At 66.6% G+C, this 18,209-nt stretch carries 14 protein-coding genes; 5 read left to right on the top strand and 9 right to left on the bottom strand.

From position 1 onward, the window contains the following. Positions 1 to 2 precede the first annotated feature (2 nt). The gene (locus AC5RWA_RS05750; RefSeq protein WP_494056884.1) at positions 3 to 2,069 is read left to right on the top strand and encodes a PTS fructose transporter subunit IIABC; all 2,067 of its coding nucleotides are present in this window, start codon (positions 3 to 5) and stop codon (positions 2,067 to 2,069) included. A 60-nt stretch (positions 2,070 to 2,129) separates the two neighbouring features. After that, positions 2,130 to 2,408: an HPr family phosphocarrier protein gene (locus AC5RWA_RS05745; RefSeq protein WP_079598623.1), complete on the top strand. Its 279-nt coding sequence runs from the start codon at positions 2,130 to 2,132 to the stop codon at positions 2,406 to 2,408. A 122-nt stretch (positions 2,409 to 2,530) separates the two neighbouring features. Here AC5RWA_RS05745 and AC5RWA_RS05740 read toward each other — a convergent pair whose 3' ends face one another. The 3 genes from AC5RWA_RS05740 to ku form a co-directional block, all read right to left on the bottom strand. Next, on the bottom strand, positions 2,531 to 2,962 hold the full coding sequence (locus AC5RWA_RS05740) for an SRPBCC domain-containing protein (protein ID WP_476244766.1): 432 nt from the start codon (positions 2,960 to 2,962) through the stop codon (positions 2,531 to 2,533). Continuing rightward, a complete protein-coding gene (locus AC5RWA_RS05735) occupies positions 2,962 to 3,807 on the bottom strand; it encodes a class I SAM-dependent methyltransferase (RefSeq protein ID WP_476244765.1) in 846 nt (281 codons plus the stop codon). The genes AC5RWA_RS05740 and AC5RWA_RS05735 overlap by 1 nt, the downstream gene beginning before the upstream one ends. 192 nt (positions 3,808 to 3,999) lie before the next feature. Next, entirely contained in the window at positions 4,000 to 5,178 is a 1,179-nt protein-coding gene (ku, locus tag AC5RWA_RS05730; RefSeq protein WP_494056883.1) for a non-homologous end joining protein Ku, read from the bottom strand. A gap of 40 nt (positions 5,179 to 5,218) precedes the next feature. Between ku and AC5RWA_RS05725 the strand changes: the two genes are divergently transcribed. Continuing rightward, positions 5,219 to 7,765, top strand: coding sequence for an ATP-dependent DNA ligase (locus tag AC5RWA_RS05725; RefSeq protein WP_494056882.1), 2,547 nt, complete (start codon positions 5,219 to 5,221; stop codon positions 7,763 to 7,765). 134 nt (positions 7,766 to 7,899) lie between these two features. Here the strand turns inward: AC5RWA_RS05725 and AC5RWA_RS05720 are convergent, their stop codons facing one another. Further along, the gene (locus AC5RWA_RS05720) at positions 7,900 to 8,157 is read right to left on the bottom strand and encodes a hypothetical protein (RefSeq protein WP_115524082.1); all 258 of its coding nucleotides are present in this window, start codon (positions 8,155 to 8,157) and stop codon (positions 7,900 to 7,902) included. A 613-nt stretch (positions 8,158 to 8,770) separates the two neighbouring features. On the opposite strand from AC5RWA_RS05720, the gene AC5RWA_RS05715 reads away from it, so the two are divergent. Together AC5RWA_RS05715 and AC5RWA_RS05710 are read left to right on the top strand one after the other, a co-directional pair. After that, on the top strand, positions 8,771 to 10,360 hold the full coding sequence (locus AC5RWA_RS05715; RefSeq protein ID WP_494056881.1) for an MFS transporter: 1,590 nt from the start codon (positions 8,771 to 8,773) through the stop codon (positions 10,358 to 10,360). A gap of 280 nt (positions 10,361 to 10,640) precedes the next feature. Further along, entirely contained in the window at positions 10,641 to 11,759 is a 1,119-nt protein-coding gene (locus AC5RWA_RS05710; protein WP_494056880.1) for an FUSC family protein, read from the top strand. Here the strand turns inward: AC5RWA_RS05710 and AC5RWA_RS05705 are convergent. The 5 genes from AC5RWA_RS05705 to AC5RWA_RS05685 are packed head-to-tail and all read right to left on the bottom strand — an operon-like array spanning position 11,727 to position 17,969. Next, complete coding sequence (locus AC5RWA_RS05705; RefSeq protein ID WP_494056879.1) at positions 11,727 to 12,500, bottom strand: SDR family NAD(P)-dependent oxidoreductase; 774 nt, start codon at positions 12,498 to 12,500, stop codon at positions 11,727 to 11,729. The two genes, AC5RWA_RS05710 and AC5RWA_RS05705, sit on opposite strands and share 33 nt — an antisense overlap. Positions 12,501 to 12,545: 45 nt before the next feature. Beyond that, positions 12,546 to 14,426, bottom strand: a complete 1,881-nt coding sequence (locus AC5RWA_RS05700) for an IucA/IucC family protein (protein ID WP_494056878.1) — start codon at positions 14,424 to 14,426, stop codon at positions 12,546 to 12,548. Beyond that, complete coding sequence (locus tag AC5RWA_RS05695; protein WP_494056877.1) at positions 14,423 to 14,992, bottom strand: GNAT family N-acetyltransferase; 570 nt, start codon at positions 14,990 to 14,992, stop codon at positions 14,423 to 14,425. Before AC5RWA_RS05695 ends, AC5RWA_RS05700 begins: the two co-directional genes overlap by 4 nt. Then, the gene (locus AC5RWA_RS05690; RefSeq protein WP_494056876.1) at positions 14,989 to 16,374 is read right to left on the bottom strand and encodes a lysine N(6)-hydroxylase/L-ornithine N(5)-oxygenase family protein; all 1,386 of its coding nucleotides are present in this window, start codon (positions 16,372 to 16,374) and stop codon (positions 14,989 to 14,991) included. The genes AC5RWA_RS05695 and AC5RWA_RS05690 overlap by 4 nt, the downstream gene beginning before the upstream one ends. Continuing rightward, on the bottom strand, positions 16,371 to 17,969 hold the full coding sequence (locus AC5RWA_RS05685) for a pyridoxal phosphate-dependent decarboxylase family protein (RefSeq protein WP_494057074.1): 1,599 nt from the start codon (positions 17,967 to 17,969) through the stop codon (positions 16,371 to 16,373). The genes AC5RWA_RS05690 and AC5RWA_RS05685 overlap by 4 nt, the downstream gene beginning before the upstream one ends. Between the last annotated feature and the right edge of the window lie 240 nt (positions 17,970 to 18,209).

Below are 18,209 nucleotides of genomic sequence, written 5' to 3'. Positions count from 1 at the left end.
CAGTGACTCAGCTCATCACCACGGAACTGGTCGAGCTCGACCAGAACCTGGGCAACGCGCCCGAGGCGGTGATCCGGCATCTGGCAAGCAAGGTAGCTGCCGCCGGACGCGCAACAGAGGTTGAAGGCCTCTTCGCCGACGCCTTCGCCCGCGAACAGAAAACCGCCACAGGCATCCCCGGCGGCATTGCCATCCCGCACTGCCGCTCGGCCGCCGTCACGGAGCCCACCCTGGCCATGGCCCGCCTGGACCCGAAGGTGGACTTCGGCGCCAAGGACGGCCCCGCCGACCTCATCTTCTTCATCGCCGCCCCGGACGGAGCAGACCAGGCGCACCTGAAGCTGCTCTCCAAGCTGGCCCGCTCCCTCATCAAAAAGGACTTCACCGCAGCCCTGCGCGCCGCGTCCTCCCGGGAGGAAATCGTCGAGCTGGTGGATGGCGCCCTCGCCGACAAGCCGGCCGCCCATGCTGCCGCCGCCCCGGCGGAGGCAGCTGGATCGCTGAACTCAACCGGCCAGTCCGGGGCTTCGGCAGTGGCAGGTGCGGGCGCAGGTGCAGCGGCTGGTTCCTCCGGCCCCAGGCGCCTCGTTGCCGTGACGGCATGCCCCACCGGCATCGCCCACACCTACATGGCTGCCGACTCCCTCGTGGCCGCGGCCCAGGAAGCCGGCGTTGACCTGCAGGTGGAAACGCAGGGCTCCTCCGGCGCCAAGCCGCTGGACCCCGCCGTGATCGCTGCCGCCGACGCCGTGATCTTCGCGGTGGACGTGGACGTGCGCGGCAAGGAACGCTTCGCCGGCAAGCCGGTCATCAACGCTCCCGTCAAGCGCGGCATCGACGAGCCCGCCAAGATGGTCCAGGAAGCACTGGCCGCCGCGGACAACCCGAACGCCCGCCGCGTCCCGCACTTCGGTGCCGAGGAACAGGCCGAGCACGACGCCGAGGAAAAGGGCGAGCACATCGGCCAGAAGCTGAAGCGTGCGCTGCTCACCGGCGTCAGCTACATGATTCCGTTCGTCGCCGGCGGCGGCCTGCTGATCGCCCTGGGCTTCCTGCTGGGTGGTTACGACATCACTGAAGTCGCAGACGACGTGGTTCTCAACAACAGCTTCGGCAACTTGCCCGAGGGCGGCCTTGCCATCTATCTCGGCGCGGTGATGTTCAAGATCGGCGCCCTCTCCATGGGCTTCCTGGTCCCGGCGCTGGCCGGTTACATTGCCTACGCCATTGCTGATCGGCCCGGCATCGCACCCGGCTTCGTTGCCGGTGCCGTCGCAGGATTCATGGATGCCGGCTTCCTCGGCGGCATCATCGGCGGCCTGCTGGCCGGCTACATCGCCCACCTGATCGGGACCTGGCAGGTGCCCCGCTGGCTGCGCGGCCTGATGCCCGTGGTGATCATCCCGCTGCTCGCCTCAATAGTTGCCTCCGGCGCAATGTTCCTGGTCCTTGGCGGTCCCATCGCAGGCCTGACGGCAGCCCTCAACGGCTGGCTCACCGGCATGAGCGGCGCCTCGGCCGTCGTCCTGGGCGTCATCCTCGGCCTGATGATGTGCTTCGACCTCGGCGGCCCGGTCAATAAGGTGGCTTACGCCTTTGCGGTCGCCGGCCTGAGTGCCGGCAACGCCGACAACCAGGCGCCATGGCTGATCATGGGAACCGTCATGGCTGCAGGCATGGTGCCACCGCTGGCCATGGCCCTGGCCACCGTTCTGGACAAGAAGCTCTTCACCCTGAACGAGCGTGAAAACGGCAAGGCAGCCTGGCTGTTGGGCGCGTCCTTCATCTCGGAAGGTGCCATCCCGTTCGCCGCGAGCGATCCGCTGCGTGTCATCCCTGCCAGCATGGTGGGCGGTGCCCTCACCGGCGCACTCTGCATGGCCTTCAACGTCACGTCACAGGCACCCCACGGCGGACTATTCGTCTTCTTCGCCATCGGTAACTTCTTGATGTTCGTCGTCGCAGTCCTCGCCGGAACCATCGTCAGCGCGCTGGCCGTGGTAGCCCTCAAACGCTGGGCAGCCCCCAAGACCGCTGCTACGGTGGAAACCGTTCCAGCAACGGTCTGATCCGGCCACCTACCCATCCGGCGCTGAAGCACAGCAAGCCGAAAGACAAAAGGAGCAACAATGCCAGAACGCACCGCAACCGTCGCCAGCCGCGTAGGCCTGCACGCCCGCCCCGCCGCCATCTTTGCCGAGGCAGCCGGAGAGTTCGACCTGGACATCACCATCGCCCGTGAAGGCGAGCCGGCCGACGAGGCCATGGATGCCGCCAGCATCCTCTCCCTCATGAGCCTGGGTGCCTCCCACGGCGACGTGGTGGTCCTCCGCGCCGAAGGCGACGGCGCTGACACCGCACTGGACCGCCTGGTCCAGATCCTGGAAACGGATCACGACGCCGAGTAGCAGCACCGCGTTGTGACAGCAGCGTGCCGGCGGCCGCCGTCGCGCGTGTCCCCCAGGGGATGCGCCCGACGGCGGCCGCTGCTGTTTAGTCCCGCCGCGTTAATCCCGGTGCCCAGGGTAGGTCAGCCGCGCTCGGCGATCTTCTTGACGTCTGCCACGAGCATGTCCCACATGCCCTGGGCGTGGGCGGCCGCCTCTTCGGTGGCGTTGTTGTCCTGGCTGAGGGTGAGCCTGGTGGCGCCGCCCTGGTCCTCAAGGGTCCAGGTCAGCGTGTGGTAGTTTTCCGGCTTGTCGTCTTCGCCGCCGAGCGGGCTGAAGTGCGTATGGACAAGCCTTTGGCCGGGCTCCACCTCGAGGATGTAGCCCTTGTCCTCATAGGCCTTGCCCTCCCACTCGCCGCGCCAAACGATGGGCCCGCCAACAATCCAGTCCGTCACCAGGTCCGCGCCGAACATAAACTCCTTGACGGCCCGAGGGTCGGTAATGACGTCCCAGACATGGCTCGCCGGAGCACCGATCACGATGGACGACGTTGCCACGTGGTTTCCCGGCATTAGCCAGCCTTCTTCGCGGTGAACAGCAAGTACTCCCACTCCATCTGGAACGGCGAATCGCCGTGCGCGTCCCCGAAGGAATCAGCCAGCTCCGTGAGGGCCTGGTCCAGTGCTTTGACCTTTTCCGGGTCCTCGCCGATGAACTTGTACACCGAGATGGTGGGTCCGTAGTGGGACTTGAAATAGCGGACAAAATCGGCTGGCTGATGGAAGCTGCGGACCGCCAGCGTCTGCTTGCGCGCCTTGGCCTCGGTAACCCTGTCCCCCAGCAGTTCCCGGACGTGCTCCTCGCTCCCCCACAGCGGTGCGGGCTGGGCACCGGGCGGGGGCGGCGGGGCGAAGGGCTTCATGGTGGCGAACATCTTGCCGATGAACCCTTCCGGGGTCCAGCTCAGCAGGCCGATGGTGCCGCCGGGCTTGCAGACCCGGACCAGTTCGTCGGCAGCAGCCTGGTGGTGCGGCGCGAACATAACGCCGAGGCAGGACATCACCACGTCGAACCCGGCCTCGCCGAACGGCAGGGCCTCGGCATCCGCCTCCTGCCAGTCCAGGCTGACTCCCCGGTTCGCGGCCTCCCGGCGGCCGGCCTCGAAAAGCTCGGGCGTGAGGTCGCTGGCCACCACCTTGGCGCCCATCATCGCCGCCGGAATTGCCGCATTGCCGGAGCCTGCTGCCACGTCCAGCACCCGGTGGCGGGACGTGATTCCGCATGCTTCCACCAGGATGGCGCCCAGTTCCAGCAGCATCTCGTCCGCCAAGGCAGGGTAGTCCCCGGACGCCCACATGGCCCGGTGCTTCTGCTTCAGCGCCCGGTCCGCCTCCGCCGTATCCGTCTGATCGTTCATGGTCCGCGCTCCTTTACTGGCCGCTCAGGTGTCAGCGCGCTGTGGGCACAGCGGAGGCTGCGATGCGACTCATTGTGGACGCGCAGTAGCCCGCTGTAAAGATCGCACTGCTTCCGAGGCTGACCCAGGTGGATCGGGGGCGCGTCGGGCAGTCCCCTTCGGATCCGGCTGGCGTACTGCCCGGATCCCGGATCAGGCTGGCTTGCGGGCCCTGGTGGAGGTGGACTTCGCGGCAGGTTCAGCGGAGGCTTTGCCGGACGCCGTCTTGCTTGCGGTCTTGCTTGCCGTGGTCTTGGCGGCGGTCTTTGTGCCGGTTGCTTTCGTGGCCGGTGACTTCGCGGCAGTGGACTTCGTTTCCGTCGACTTCGCAGCGGTGGTCTTGGCTGCCGTGGTCTTGGCGGTCCCGGCTTTGGCAGCCGTGGACTTCGTGGCCGGCTTTGATGCCGTGGAGGTGGTCCCCGCTTTGGCTGCCGCCGTCTTTGTTCCGGAGGCCCGGCGCGCGGGCTTGGCCTCCTCCTCGCCGCTGTCCTCCTCCTCATCGGACTCCCCGCCGGACTCATCACCGGACGAGGCAGCCGCCCCGGCACCGCGCTTCCGGTCCAGGCTCCGTTTCAGGGCTTCCATCAGGTCAATGACTTCACCCTTGCCGCCTTCGCCTTCCTCCACGCCAAAGGTTGCTTCCGTATCCAGGGCGTCGCCCTGCTCGAGTTTGGCCTCGATCAGCTGGCGCAGCTGCACCTGGTACTCGTCCGTGAAGGAGACGGGATCGAAGTCCGCCGCCATGGATTCCACCAGCGCGGCTGACATCTCGCGCTCCTGGGGTGAGATCTTGACGGACGTGTCCAATGCGGGGAAGTTGGCTTCACGCACCTCGTCCGGCCACAGGAGGGACTGCAGCACCAGCACGTCGTCCTTGATCCGCAGGGCGCCCAGGCGTGTCTTTTCCCGCAGCGCGAACTGGACAATGGCCACCCGGTCCGTGTCCTCAAGGGCCCGCCGCAGCAACACGTAGGCCTTGGGCGTCTTGGAATCCGGCTCCAGGTAGTAGCTTTTCTCGAACATCATGGGTTCCAGCTGCTCGGACGGGACGAACTGCACCACCTCGATCTCGTGGCTGTTCTCCGCCGGAATGGACTTGAGCTCGTCCTTGGACAGGACGACCGTCCGGCCGTCTTCCTCGTAGGCCTTCTCGATGTCGGAGTAGTCGATGACCTGGCTGCAGACCTCGCAGCGGCGCTGGTAGCGGATCCTGCCGCCGTCGGCATTGTGAACCTGGTGCAGACTGATGTCATGATCTTCAGTGGCGCTGTAGACCTTCACGGGCACGTTGACCAGGCCAAACGCGATGGCACCTTTCCAGATGGCTCTCATTCCTACAGTCAACATCAGTCCGGGCCGGAGGTGAAGCCCTATGGCGGCAAGTAAGGAGCGTGTCCGCGTTGCCGGACGTGAACTCACGCTCACCAACCTGGACAAAATAATCTATCCGGAGACCGGCACCACCAAGGCCGACGTCCTTGCCTACTACGCAGCCGTCGCCCACGTCCTGATCCCCGCGGCAGCCGGCAGGCCGGCCACCCGCAAAAGGTGGGTCAACGGAGTGGGCACCGCCGAAAAACCCGGCGAGGTGTTCTTCCAGAAGCACCTCGAGGACTCCGCACCGGGCTGGCTCCCCCGGGCCGCCATCACCCATAAAGACCGGACCATCCATTACCCCATGGTGAACGACCCCGCCACGCTGACCTGGTTCGGCCAGATCAATTCCCTGGAAATCCACGTGCCGCAGTGGCAGGTGGACTCCCACGGAAACCAGCTGAACCCGGACCGGCTGGTCCTGGACCTGGATCCCGGCGAGGGCGCGGGCATCGAGGAGTGCGTTGAGGTGGCGCTCCTGGCGCGGGCCATCCTGCAGGACGTGGGCATGGACCCGGTACCGGTGACCAGCGGCAGCAAGGGCATCCACCTGTATGCCGCCCTGGATCGCAGCCAGAGCTCGGACCAGATCTCGGCATTCGCCCGGGAACTGGCGCGCGCCCTGGAGGCGGACCATCCGGACCTGGCCGTCAGTGACATGAAGAAAACCCTCCGCAAGGGCAAGGTGCTGGTGGACTGGAGCCAGAACAACGCGGCCAAAACCACCATCGTGCCCTACTCACTGCGCGGCCGCCCCACGCCCATGGTCGCTGCGCCCCGCACGTGGCGGGAAATCAGTTCTCCGGGGCTCAAGCACCTGGACTATAAAGCAGTCCTGCGGCGGGTGCAGGACGGCAAGGACCCGTTTGCCGCCGTCGTCCAGGCCGCGGGCCATCCTTCCGGCGACGCCAGAGGGCACGGCGGGAACGGGCACGGCAGCGATGGGCACGACGGGAACCCGCGCCTGGGGAAGTACCGCTCCATGCGCGACCCGCAGAAGACGCCCGAACCGTTCAGCGGCGCGGCCGGCAGCGGCGACGCGTTCGTCATCCAGGAGCACCACGCCAGCCGGCTTCACTTCGACCTCCGGCTGGAGCACGAGGGCGTCCTGGTGTCCTGGGCCCTGCCCAAGGGCGTCCCGGAATCCGGCGGCAAGAACCACCTTGCCGTCCAGACCGAAGACCACCCTTTGGACTACCTCACCTTCCACGGCACGATCCCCAAAGGGGAGTACGGCGCAGGCGAGATGACCATCTGGGACACCGGCACCTATGAGCTGCACAAGTGGATCAACGGCCGCGAGGTCATCGTCACCCTCAATGGGTCCGAGGGCGGCGGCTTGGGCGGGACCAAAAAGGTCGCGCTGATCCACACCGGCCGCGGGCAGGGCAAGGACGCTGAAGGGCAGTGGCTCATCCACCTCATGGACACGGAGCATCAACGCGGACGACGACGGCACGCGGCGCCGCCTCCAGAGCCGGCGGAGGTGCCGGAAGAGGAGCCTGAGGACGTCCCGGATAAGAAGGCGCCGGAGGACGCGCCGGAAAAGAAGGAGGCGCCGGCTGCCGCTTCGCGCCCGAATCTCTCACCCCAGGATTTCGGGCCCATGATGGCCACTTCCGGTGACACCGCCGACCTCCAGGGCAGCAACTGGCAGTTCGAACTCAAGTGGGACGGGGTGCGCGCCATCATGGTCGCGGACGAGACCACTGTGCGCATCTTCAGCCGCAACGGCAACGACGTCACGCGGACCTATCCGGAGCTGACGGACCGGTCGTGTTGGCCCGAGCAGCCCTTCGTAGCGGACGGTGAGATCATCGCCGTCGGGCCCGCCGGCAGGCCTGACTTCGGACTGCTGCAAGGCCGGATGAAGCTGACCCGACCGGCCGACGTCGCGAAGGCCCGGACAGCCATCCCAGTGCGGCTGGTGCTGTTCGACCTGCTGTACAACGACGGGACGGACCTCCGGCGGTTGCCGCTCACCAAGCGGCGCCAAAGGCTGGAGCAGTTCTTTCGCCCCTCCGGCTGCCCGGTGGACCTCTCCCTTGTCCTCGAGGACAAGGTTGAACACATCCTGGAAAGCGCCCGGGAGCTGGGCCTCGAAGGCGTGATGGCCAAACGGACGGACAGCCGCTATGTGAGCGGGCAGCGGACCCGCACGTGGATCAAGCTCAAGATTGAACAGACGCAGGAAGTGGTGGTGGGCGGCTGGCGGCCGGGCAAGGGCGGCCGCCAGGACACTGTGGGTTCACTGCTGGTGGGCATCCCTGATGGGGACAAACTGCAGTACGTGGGGCGGGTGGGCAGTGGGTTCAGCACCCGCGAGCTGGCCGAACTCCGGCAGACGGTGGAGCGCCTCGCGAGGAAAACCTCACCGTTCCACGACGTCCCACGCCCCGACGCCGCGGACGCCCACTGGATTGCCCCGCAGCTCGTGGGTGAGGTGACCTACAGCGAGTGGACCGGCCCCGGGCGGTTGCGCCACCCGGTATGGCGGGGCTGGCGACTCGACAAGGAACCGTCCGAGGTGGTGCGCGAAGCCTGAGCCGGGCTTTCGACGCACACCTTCATCCGTGACGCGGAAATTGCCTGGCGACCACCACATAGTGGGGTCGCCAGGCAATTTGCGTGTCGATGGTTATTCAGGGTGTCGCCAGCGCGATGGTTGTCCGGGCCAGGTCAGGACGAATGCGGCATCTGCGGCCGGCTGGTGCGGTGAACGGCCGTCACCGCGGCTTCGTGGCCCATCCTGCCAAGGCCGGAGCCGCGTTCCTTCGGGTGCCGCCGCTTTCCGTTGCCATCCGGCCACGCGTTCTGCTGCGGCATTCCGGTTGCACCGGCCACTGCGGGACCAGGCAGGTCCGGAGTGTTCATCGCCGCCGCCAGGTGGTCGGCAAGCTCGGGTTTGATGTGTGATGTACGGACTTTGTCAGCCATGTGATCTTCCTTTCCGCGATGAAACGAAGTGTTGCCCGTTGCCGCCACGGGGGCGTCCGGGGATCGCTGAAAATGCCAGCGGACTGTAATGCGTACCGTGCCCAGCAAGTGTTGCGCGGGCCTGACCGGATGGGCGGGGCGCAGCCGGACCGGGTCCGGCCGCACACGTCCGCCTACTCAAAGGGAAGGTTTTCCATGGGTCCACCATAGGCACCGCACAGCCGCCTGTGAACCCCTTGGCTCGAGGACGGAAAAGAAGGCCGATGGCGGTCCTTGAGGCCCGCGCCACGACGCCGCTGCGGGGACGGAAGGGAGGCACGGAGACTGGGTGAGGGCGCTCACTTTTGGCGACGGAGTACCCGCAAAAAGCATCCCCAACCGGGTTGCAGCCAAAAAAATTCGGTAACGATCCGTGCTGGCGGGCGCCATCCCCGTAATGACGCGGGAAAAGGCGGGAAAACAATGTGGGAAAAGTCAGCGTAAACGGCCCCAAAAGAGCTGATCGTACGGCATTTCGGGCGGGGAAGCCATGGTTTTCCCGTAAAATTGAAGGCCTGCCCGGAGCGGGGCAGCTACAAGTCGCAAGCAAATGACCTCCACAGGAGTTGCCCAAATGCCCACAGACCGAAGCATGACCGACTCTTCAGCAGGCGCCAGGAACGCCAGCGGAACAGACCAGGCAGCCGTCACGGCTGCCAAGAAGCCCAGGCGGCTGCCACGCCGCCGGCTCAAGGAATCCGATGTCAACGTCGTGAACCAGCCGATGCTCAAAAAGGCACTCGGCGGCACCATCGTCGGCAACACCATGGAATGGTACGACGTAGGCGTTTTCGGCTACCTCATCACCACCATGGGGCCGGTCTTCCTGCCGGAATCCGACCCCACCACGCAGACCCTGTTCCTGCTCGGAACCTTCGCCGCCACGTTTATCGCCCGTCCCCTGGGCGGTGTGATCTTCGGCTGGATGGGCGACAAAATGGGCCGGCAGAAGATCCTTGCCGCCACCCTCATGTTGATGGCCGCGAGCACCTTCGCCATCGGCCTCCTGCCCGGCTACGCCCAGATCGGCCTGTGGGCCGCCGGCCTGCTGGTGCTGCTGAAAATCGTGCAGGGCTTCTCCACGGGCGGCGAATACGCCGGCGCCACCACGTTCGTCAGCGAGTACGCGCCGGACAAGCGCCGCGGGTTCTTTGCCAGCTTCCTGGACATGGGCAGCTACCTGGGCTTCGCCCTGGGTGCCGCCCTGGTCTCTGCCCTCCAGCTCACCCTGGGACAGGCTGCCATGGAGGAATGGGGCTGGCGCATCCCGTTCCTGATTGCCGGTCCGCTGGGCCTGGTCGCCATTTACTTCCGCAGCAGGATCGAGGAATCCCCCCAGTTCCAGGCCACCCTGGATGCCCAGGAGGACATCGCCAAGAACGCTGCCGCCACTGACGAAGCCGCGGCCAAGGGCCCGGTGGGCATCGTCAAGGCCTACTGGCGCTCCATCATCGTGGCCATGATCCTGGTGGCCGCCGCCAACACGGCCGGCTACGCCCTCACTTCCTACATGCCCACGTACCTCACCGAGGCCAAGGGCTACGACGAAGTGCACGGCACCCTGCTGACCATTCCCGTCCTGGTGGTCATGAGCCTCTGCATTCCGCTGACCGGCAAGCTGTCCGATCGGATTGGCCGCAGGCCGGTCCTGTGGATCGGCGCCCTGAGCACGGTGGTCCTGGCAACGCCGGCCTTTATGCTGATCGGCATCGGTGAGATCTGGTCCACCCTTGCGGGCCTCGCCCTGATCGCTTTCCCGGTGACCTTCTACGTGGCCAACCTGGCCTCCGCACTGCCGGCGCAGTTCCCCACGTCCAGCCGCTACGGCGCCATGGGCATCGCCTACAACTTCTCGGTGGCGATCTTCGGTGGGACCACCCCCTTCGTTGTTGCCGCCCTGATCAGTGCAACCGGGAACGACATGATGCCCGCCTACTACCTGATGGGCACGTCCCTGGTGGGTGCGGTGGCCATCTACTTCCTGAAGGAATCAGCGCAGCGTCCGCTGCCGGGTTCCATGCCCAGCGTTGACACCCAGGCGGAAGCCCGGGAACTGGTGGCCACCCAGGACGAGAACCCGCTGATCGACCTGGACCAGCTGCCATTCGAAACGCAGGACGTCACGGACGCCCGTGCGGCCGAAAAGGTTCCCACCGGGGTCTAGATTTCCGGCGGGAGGCAGGCGCGTCTTGTAGCCCACGCTTCAAAGGCCCGTCCGGCATGTTTCCTTGGGGGAAGCATGCAGGGCGGGCCTTTGCCGTACCGCTTTTTCATTGCCCCGCGGCGGGACAGGCAGGCCTGTGTGCTGGGCCGGCTCTCCTGGGCGGCCCATGTCCTTGTGTGTCCGTACGGCGCCGAAGGATATGACTCCGTTCAGGCCGTCCGGCAATAATTTTTGGTGGGCCGGTAAAGGGCCCGGACAACAACGGCGGGGATGGTGCGGGATGAAACGGGTGGTTGAGCAGGTCCGCGCCCTCCACCGGCTGGAGCCTGCCAACAATGACCACCTCGCGGCGCTCCGGGTGGCCGCCAGCGTGGCAGTCCCTTCGCTGCTGCTTCTGGTTGCCGGCCGGCCGGACCTCATCATCTATGCCGTGTTCGGGGCACTTACGGGTATGTACGGGCGGAACGAGCAGCATCAACTGCGGCTCCGCCACCAGGCCCAGGCCGCACTGGTGCTCCTGTCCGGCGTAGGCGTGGGCGTGTTCCTGTCCGTCAACCATCTTCACTCCTGGTGGCTGGTGGCTGTTGAAGCCGTGCTTGCCGGGGTGGGATCCGTGTATTCCGACCGGGTGCGGCTCAAGCCCAACGGCCCGTTCTTCGGCATCCTCGCGCTGGGCGCCTGCGCCTCCGTCCCCACGGTGGTTCCCTGGTACGTGGCCATGCTGATTGCCGCAGGCAGTGCCGCGTTCTCCGTGGCGGTGGGTTTCAGCGGCTGGCTGCGCCGGCGGTCCTGGCAGCGCGGCGCGGCGAGGAATCCGGGTTCGGCCGGGCGCCGGGACGTGATGCTGCACGCCGTCAGGTATGTGCTGGCGGTAGGGGCTGCGGGTTCGCTGGGCGTGCTCAGCGGCAGCGGCCACCCGCACTGGGCCATGGCGGCGGCTGCCGTCCCGCTGGCCGGGGCAGACCTCCCCAGCAGCGTCCGCCGCGGCGTCCACCGCATCGTGGGGACCTTCGTGGGGCTGGCGGTCACCGCCGTCGTCATTCTCCCTGAGCCATGGACCCTCACTGGGCTTTTCCCCGGGCAGCAGGCCATCCTGCTGGCGCTGCTGGTGATCCTGTTCCAGTTCACCACTGAGCTGTTCATGGCCCGCCATTACGGCTTTGCCATGGTCTCTTTCACACCCGTCATCCTGCTGATGACACAGCTTGCCGCACCCATCGACCCTGCCCTCCTGATCCTGGAGCGTGGCGTGGAAACGCTGGTGGGCGCCCTGGTGGGAATCCTGGTGGTGGTGGCCGTGCGGCGGGCGGGGTCGCGGAGCCCTGCGGCCCTGCTGGGACGGGCTCCCCTGTTGGGGCGCCTCCCCTTATTTGGGCGTGCGGGGAGGCCCCGCCACTAGCTTGGCGGGAGCTACGCGCGCCACCGCGGCCACCACCTTGTACCGCTTGGACGGGATGGACACCGCCCGTCCGCGTTCGTTGTCGGCAAGGCCTTCGCGGACCACACGGCCGGCGTGCAGCCAGGCCCACGACGGCGCCACGGATTTGTCCATGCCCATCCGGTCGTGGAACTCGGTGTGGGTGAAGCCGGGGCACACCGCCGTGACCTTGATGCCCTGCTTGCGGTAGGCGAGGTTGGCCCACCGGCTGAAGCTCACCAGCCACGCCTTTGCCGCCGAGTACGTGCCCCGGGGCAGGAACGCGGCAATGCTGGCCACGTTGATGATCCGGCCCTCGCCGCGCTCCAGCATGCCTTTGAGGGCAGCGTGCGTGAGCACCATGGCCGTTTCGCCGTGCAGCTTCAGGTGCTTTTTCTCCTCGGTGATGGAGTTGTCCTCGAAGTTGTGAAGCAGCCCGATCCCCGCGTTGTTCACCAGGATGCCCACCGGCCGCTGCGCATCGGACAGGCGTCCGACGACGGCGGTCACGCCGGCGTCGTCGGTCAGGTCCGCGGGAAGCATCTCAGCCATGATTCCGTAGCGCCGTTCCAGGTCCGCCGCCGTATGTTCAAGGCGGGCCCGGTTCCGCGCCACCAGGACCAGGTTGGTGCCCTGGGCAGCGAGCTGGCGGGCGAACTCGGCGCCCAGCCCCGCGCTGGCCCCGGTGACGAGTGCGGTTGTTCGGGAAGTGGTTGGCATCATGCTGCCAGCCTAGCCACTTTGACCTCCGGCGGATGTTCCCGGCTCTTACCGCCCGGCGAACTTCGCCAGCGGGTTGGCCAGGCGCCCGGCCATCTGCAGCCCGCCCGAGGGATCCGCGAGATCCAGCATCTGCTGGTTGTTGCGGAGCTGGAGCCGGTTGAGGCAGGACAGTTCGAAGTCCGGGGCGAACAGGTCGTGGCGGGCGAACTGGTCCGCCAGTTCCGGGTGCTGGCCCTGATAGTCCCTGATGGCCGCTGCTGCCGTCCGCCAGAACTCCTCCTGGCCCAGGATCCCGTCCTCTTCCAGGAGTGCTGCGAGGAAGCGGAAGATGCAGTCGAAGATGTCCGTGAAGATGGCCAGCACCTTTTCCCCGTCCGGGATGGCAGCCCGGATCCGGGACACCTCCTCGGGAAGGTCCAGCCGGTCCCCCATGACCACGATCTCCTCGGCGATGTCCTTCATGATGGCCTGGACGGGAACGCCGTCCTCGAGGACCAGGATGACGTTCTCGCCGTGCGGCATAAACGCCAGCTCGTACCGGTAGAGGCAGTGCACCAGCGGAACGAGATAGGCCTCGAAGTAGCGGCGCAGCCAGTCCGCCGGCGCCAGCCCGGAGCGCCGGATCAGCGCGGAAACCATCGGTTTGCCCGCCGCATCGGCATGCAGGAGGGAGGCCATGGTGGCCAGCTGCTGCCCGTCCCGCAGCAGCGGCAGGGGGCTTTCCCGCCACAGGGCAGAGAGCATCTTGCGGTAGGGGGAACCGGGCGCTGACCCCGCCTCGTAGTACCCGTTGTGGTAGCCGAGGGCGGCGATTTCGCCGATCATGGTGAATCCGCGCTGCTGCAGCGCCCCGTCATCCTCGATCAGGGTGCGCAGCCAGTCGTTGATGGCCGGTGTTGCCTTCATGTACTGCGGCGACAGCCCGCGCATGAACCCCATGTTCAGGACGGACATGGCGGTTTTGACGTAGTTCCGGGCCGGGGCGCTTGTGTTGAAGAAGGTGCGGATGGACTGCTGGGCCTGGTACACGTCCGTCCCGGCGCCCAGGTACACGATGCGCCGGCGGGCGATTTCAGCCGCGAACGTGACCGTCAGCTTGTTCTCCCACTGCCACGGGTGGACGGGCATAAAGAAGTACTGCTCGGGGTCCAGGCCCTGGAGCTGCAGTTCGTTGGTGAAGTGGCCGGCCAGCGGGCCGAGTTCGGCGTCCAGATGCGCCTGGTAGTCCAGCCCTGCACTTGAGGTGAACACGGCGTGGCTGCGGTGGACGGCGATCCACTGCAGCCGGACCGGGGCGCCGGTCTCCGGGGCAAACGCATGGTAGTCGCTGATGCCGAAGCCCAGCCGGCCGTTGTTGGCCACGAAGCAGGGGTGGCCCTCGGTCATGCTGCGTTCGATGGCCTGGAAGTCGGCGGCGGCATCGCGCCCGCCCGTGACGCCGGCCGCGAGTTCGGCGGCGGACGGCTGCCCGGCCCACTGCTTGTAGGCGTGGCTGGCCAGGGTGCTGCTGATCTCCTCCAGGTAGACCGGGAGCATCTGGACGTTGATGCCCAGGGTGGTGTGGAACGCCGTGATGAACTCCAGCACGTCCAGCGGCGCTTCGGTGCCGTCCCGGAAGCACCGCATGGAGCCGGCGTCGATGGACCAGTGGTCAAGTTCCAGGATCCGGGCGCAGAAGCGGTACTCGTGCGAGCCGTCGTCGCTGCGGAGCCGGTAGCTGCCGGTCCCCTTGTCCCCCGGTTCACCGCTCAGGAGGTCCGGAGCGATGATCCGTTCGTGCGAGAACTCGGCGAGTGCCTTACGGAGCAGGTGCCGGTTGGCCTGGTCCCACCGGTCTCCGGCGAGGTGGGGTGCGGCATTGGCAGTGCCGGCGGTGGCAGGGCCCGCGGCAAGGGCGGACACGGCGGAATCGAGATGGACGGTCACAATGCAGCTCCCTGCGGGACGGGTGTGGACAGAGTGTCGAGTGCGGCGCGGGCGGCCAGGTAGTCGGAGCGGCTGCAGAAGCTCAGCAGGGCGTCCTTGTCCGGCAGGGTGACTATGCCTGCGGGCTGGAATCCAAGCCGTTCATTTAGCGCGTGGATTTTGGTGTTCCGCGCATCCGGTTCCACCACGACGCGCTGCACCTCCGGCCTGGCGAACAGGTGGTCCAGGACGGCGTCCATCACCGCCGTGGTGTACCCGGGTTCCGGGCCTTCCGACGGCGGCGCCACCAGCAGGTGCATGCCCACGTCGCCGGGCTGGACGGCGTACAGGCCTGCCAGCGGCGAGGACTCCGGAAGGTACTCCTCCATCAGGAAGGCGGGGACGCCGCCGTCGAGCCCCAGCAGGGCGTGATGGTGCCCGCTGGCCTGGATCCTGGCGTATTCCTCCACCACATCCTCCACGCCGGCGGAGAGCATTCCCCAGAACGAGGCGTACGGCTGGGTCACCCAGCTGTGCAGGAGCGGTGCGTCGGCCTTCGCGTCAAGGCAGCGGAACGTGAACCTCATGCGGACACCCCTGCCGCAACGCTAACGTCCGCGCTTGTCCCCACGTCCGCGCTTGTCCCCACGTCCGCCCGGGCGCCAATACCCGTAGGTGATCCGAACTGCTGGAACGCGATGCTCTGCTCCACCGGGTAGACCTCGCGGCCGGTGATCTCCCGGAGGATGCAGGAGTTGCGGTATGCGCCCATGCCCAGGTCCGGGGTGACGAAGCCGTGGGTGTGCAGCTCGGCGTTCTGGACGAAGATCTCGCCGGGTTCGACACCCGTGCTGTAGTTCCGGTCCACGGCGAACCGTCCGGCGCTGTCCCGGGAGATCCGGTCCTGCACGCCGGCCAGGAACCCGGGCTCCCGGTAGCCGTAGCCCGTGGCCAGGACGACCGCTTCACTGTCAAGGGTGTAGGAGCTGCCCTGTTCGCCGTGGTGGAGGTGCAGGATGTGGGTTCCAGCCGTTGCGTCCCATTGTGCTGCTGTAAGGGTGGAGTGGGTCAACAGTTGGGTGTCCACCATGCCGGAAAGGCTCTTGGTGTAGAGCAGGTCGTAGATGGCGTCGATGAGATCGGAGTTGATCCCCTTGTAGAGGTTCTTCTGCGTCTTGTTGAGGTGGTCGCGCTGGTGCTGCGGGAGGCCATGGAAGTAGTCCACGTACTCGGGGGACGTCAATTCGAGGGTCAGTTTGGTGTATTCCAGCGGGAAGAACCGGCCCGAGCGGGTGACCCAGTTGAGCTGGTAACCGTGGGCGTCGGCCTCCTGCAGGAGCTCGTAGTAGATCTCGGCCGCGCTTTGGCCGCTGCCCAGGATGGTGATGCTGCGCTGCTGCTGGAGTTCGGCCTTCCGCGCCAGGTAGTCGGCGTTGTGCAGGACCACTCCCCCGCGCCCTGCCGCTGCGTCGGCAACGATTCCGGCAGCCGCTTCCGGAACATAGGGGGATGTGCCGGTGCCCAGCACCAGCCGCCGCGCCAAAAGCACCTCCGGCCCGTCCGGACCGGAGACAGCCAGCCGGTACACGCCGGCGTCGTACGTTACATCCAGCACAGCCGTGCCAAAACGGACGGACGGCAGCTGGCCGGCCACCCACTGGCAGTACTGGTTGTACTCAGCCCGCAGGGGGTAGAAGTTCTCCCGGATATAGAAGCGGTACAGGCGCCCTGTCTGCTTCAGGAAGTTCAGGAACGAGTAGGGCGAGGTGGGGTCTGCCAGGGTGACCAGGTCCGCCATGAACGGGACCTGAAGGTGGGCGGGTTCCAGCATCATTCCGGGGTGCCAGTCAAAGGACGCCCGCTGTTCCAGGAAGATGCCGTCCACGTCCTCCAGCGGTTCGGTGAGCGCGGCGAGGCCCAGGTTGAAGGGCCCGGCGCCGATGGCAGCGAAGTCGTGTATGCGGGTCATGCGGACACCTCGCTCTGCAGCAGGTCCGCGCCGGTGCGGCGCAGGAGCCCGATGATCTCGGCGATGTCCTCGAGGGTGGCCTCGGCGTTGAGGAGGGTGAACTTCAGGTAGTGGCGGCCGCCCACCTTGGTGCCGGCCACCACGGCCTCACCGGAGGCGAAAACGGCGGCACGGATGGCCGGGTTGAGGACGTCGGCGGTATCTTCCGGGAGCCGGACGCCGTCGACGACGGGACGGTACCTGAACACCAGGGTGCTCAGCTGGGGTGCAGCGGCAAGTTCGAAGTCGTCGTCGGCAGCCAGGAGCGAGCCGACGCGGGCGGCGAGGTCGATCGCCTCGTCAAACAGCGCGCCGATGGCGTCGGCACCCATGATCCGCAGGGTGAGCCACAGTTTCAGGGCGTCGAACCGGCGGGTGGTCTGGATGCTCTTGTCCACCTGGTTGGGGATGTCCGCCAGTGCCGCGCTTTCCGGGTTCAGGTAATCGGCGTAGTAAGTGATGTGGCGCAGCATGGCAGACTCGCGGACCAGGAGGGCGCTTGAGCTCACCGGCTGGAAGAAGGTCTTGTGGAAGTCAACGGTGACTGAGTCCGCCAGGCGGGTTCCGTCCAGCAGGTGGCGGTAGCGCCCGGAGACCATCAGCCCGCCGCCGTATGCGGCGTCGATGTGGAACCAGGCCCTGTAGGCACGGGCCAATGCGGCGAGTTCGGCGAGCGGATCCACGGCGCCGAAATCGGTGGTTCCGGCGGTTGCAACTACGGCCATCGGTGTCAGGCCGGCATCCCTGGCTGACGCCATGGCCTCAGCGAGCGCGGCCGGGTCCATCCGGTGGTCGGGCGTGCAGGGAACGGTGATGACGGCGTCGAAGCCGAGGCCCAGCATGGAGGCAGACTTCTGGATGCTGAAGTGGCTGTCCTCGGAGGTGAAGATCCGCAGCGTATCCAGCAGGGCCGGAAGGCGGAGCCCGCTGCGGGCGGGGTCCCGGCGGAGGCCGGCTACGGCGTGGTTGCGCGCGATCAGCAGGGCCTGGAGGTTGGACTGGCTGCCGCCGGACGTGAAGATGCCGTCCGCGTTGTCACCGAGGTGCAGCCGCTCTGCTGCCCAGTCGATGAGGCGCCGTTCGATCATGGTGGCCCCGGCGCTCTGGTCCCAGGTGTCCAGGGAGGAGTTCACGGCGGACAGGATGGCCTCTCCCACCAGTGCGGGGATTACCACGGGGCAGTTCAGGTGGGCTGCGTACTTTGCGTCATGGAAGTAGATGGCGTCCCGCAGATAAACGGTTTCGAGTTCCTGCAGCGCGGCCGCCGTGTCCGGCAGCGGGGTGTCCAGGTCCACGGCGCCGACGCGCGCCTTCATCTCGGAAGGCCCGACGCCGGTAAAGGGCCGGGTGGTCCGTTCCAGCTTGGTTGCCACTGCGGTGACGCCCTGCAGCACCTGCGCCACGTAGCGGGGTGAGTTCCTGGCGTTGAAGAGATGGTTGGTTGCCCCCAATGCGAGCTCCACCCGCGAGCCGAAATCCTGCCCCGGCGGATCCTGTTTGGCATGGACTTCGCTGGTGTGCGGGTCATGCACGTGTAACTCGTCAAGGCGGGGCATCAGCGACACTGGTCATCCTTCGGTCAGCGGTTTTTCTTGGATTGCAAAGGCAAGCCTTACTTAGGCGAACCTTTTAATCAAACTTTTGTGTTGTATTTCGCTGGAGCCGCAGAAACCCGGGGTTTTTGAAGTCCCAAAGAGGTCATTGACTGGCGGGCGGAAGCGTTCTGCTGCAAAATGCCCTTCACCCCGCGACTGCCCAAGGCCGGAAGACTCTCGGCTAGGCTGGGGTTTCCGGCA

This window comes from Arthrobacter sp. 210 2 (assembly GCF_059093025.1).
The sequence above is the reverse complement of the archived record's forward strand: the minus strand, read 5'-3'. Positions and strand labels throughout refer to the sequence as shown.

Excerpts from the sequence above, each read along its gene's own strand:
- AC5RWA_RS05745 (WP_079598623.1), top strand. The coding sequence starts at position 2,130 with ATGCCAGAACGCACCGCAACCGTCGCCAGCCGCGTAGGCCTGCACGCC.
- AC5RWA_RS05740 (WP_476244766.1), bottom strand. The coding sequence starts at position 2,962 with ATGCCGGGAAACCACGTGGCAACGTCGTCCATCGTGATCGGTGCTCCG.
- AC5RWA_RS05735 (WP_476244765.1), bottom strand. The coding sequence starts at position 3,807 with ATGAACGATCAGACGGATACGGCGGAGGCGGACCGGGCGCTGAAGCAG.
- ku (WP_494056883.1), bottom strand. The coding sequence starts at position 5,178 with ATGAGAGCCATCTGGAAAGGTGCCATCGCGTTTGGCCTGGTCAACGTG.
- AC5RWA_RS05725 (WP_494056882.1), top strand. The coding sequence starts at position 5,219 with ATGGCGGCAAGTAAGGAGCGTGTCCGCGTTGCCGGACGTGAACTCACG.
- AC5RWA_RS05720 (WP_115524082.1), bottom strand. The coding sequence starts at position 8,157 with ATGGCTGACAAAGTCCGTACATCACACATCAAACCCGAGCTTGCCGAC.
- AC5RWA_RS05715 (WP_494056881.1), top strand. The coding sequence starts at position 8,771 with ATGCCCACAGACCGAAGCATGACCGACTCTTCAGCAGGCGCCAGGAAC.
- AC5RWA_RS05710 (WP_494056880.1), top strand. The coding sequence starts at position 10,641 with ATGAAACGGGTGGTTGAGCAGGTCCGCGCCCTCCACCGGCTGGAGCCT.
- AC5RWA_RS05705 (WP_494056879.1), bottom strand. The coding sequence starts at position 12,500 with ATGATGCCAACCACTTCCCGAACAACCGCACTCGTCACCGGGGCCAGC.
- AC5RWA_RS05695 (WP_494056877.1), bottom strand. The coding sequence starts at position 14,992 with ATGAGGTTCACGTTCCGCTGCCTTGACGCGAAGGCCGACGCACCGCTC.
- AC5RWA_RS05690 (WP_494056876.1), bottom strand. The coding sequence starts at position 16,374 with ATGACCCGCATACACGACTTCGCTGCCATCGGCGCCGGGCCCTTCAAC.
- AC5RWA_RS05685 (WP_494057074.1), bottom strand. The coding sequence starts at position 17,969 with ATGCCCCGCCTTGACGAGTTACACGTGCATGACCCGCACACCAGCGAA.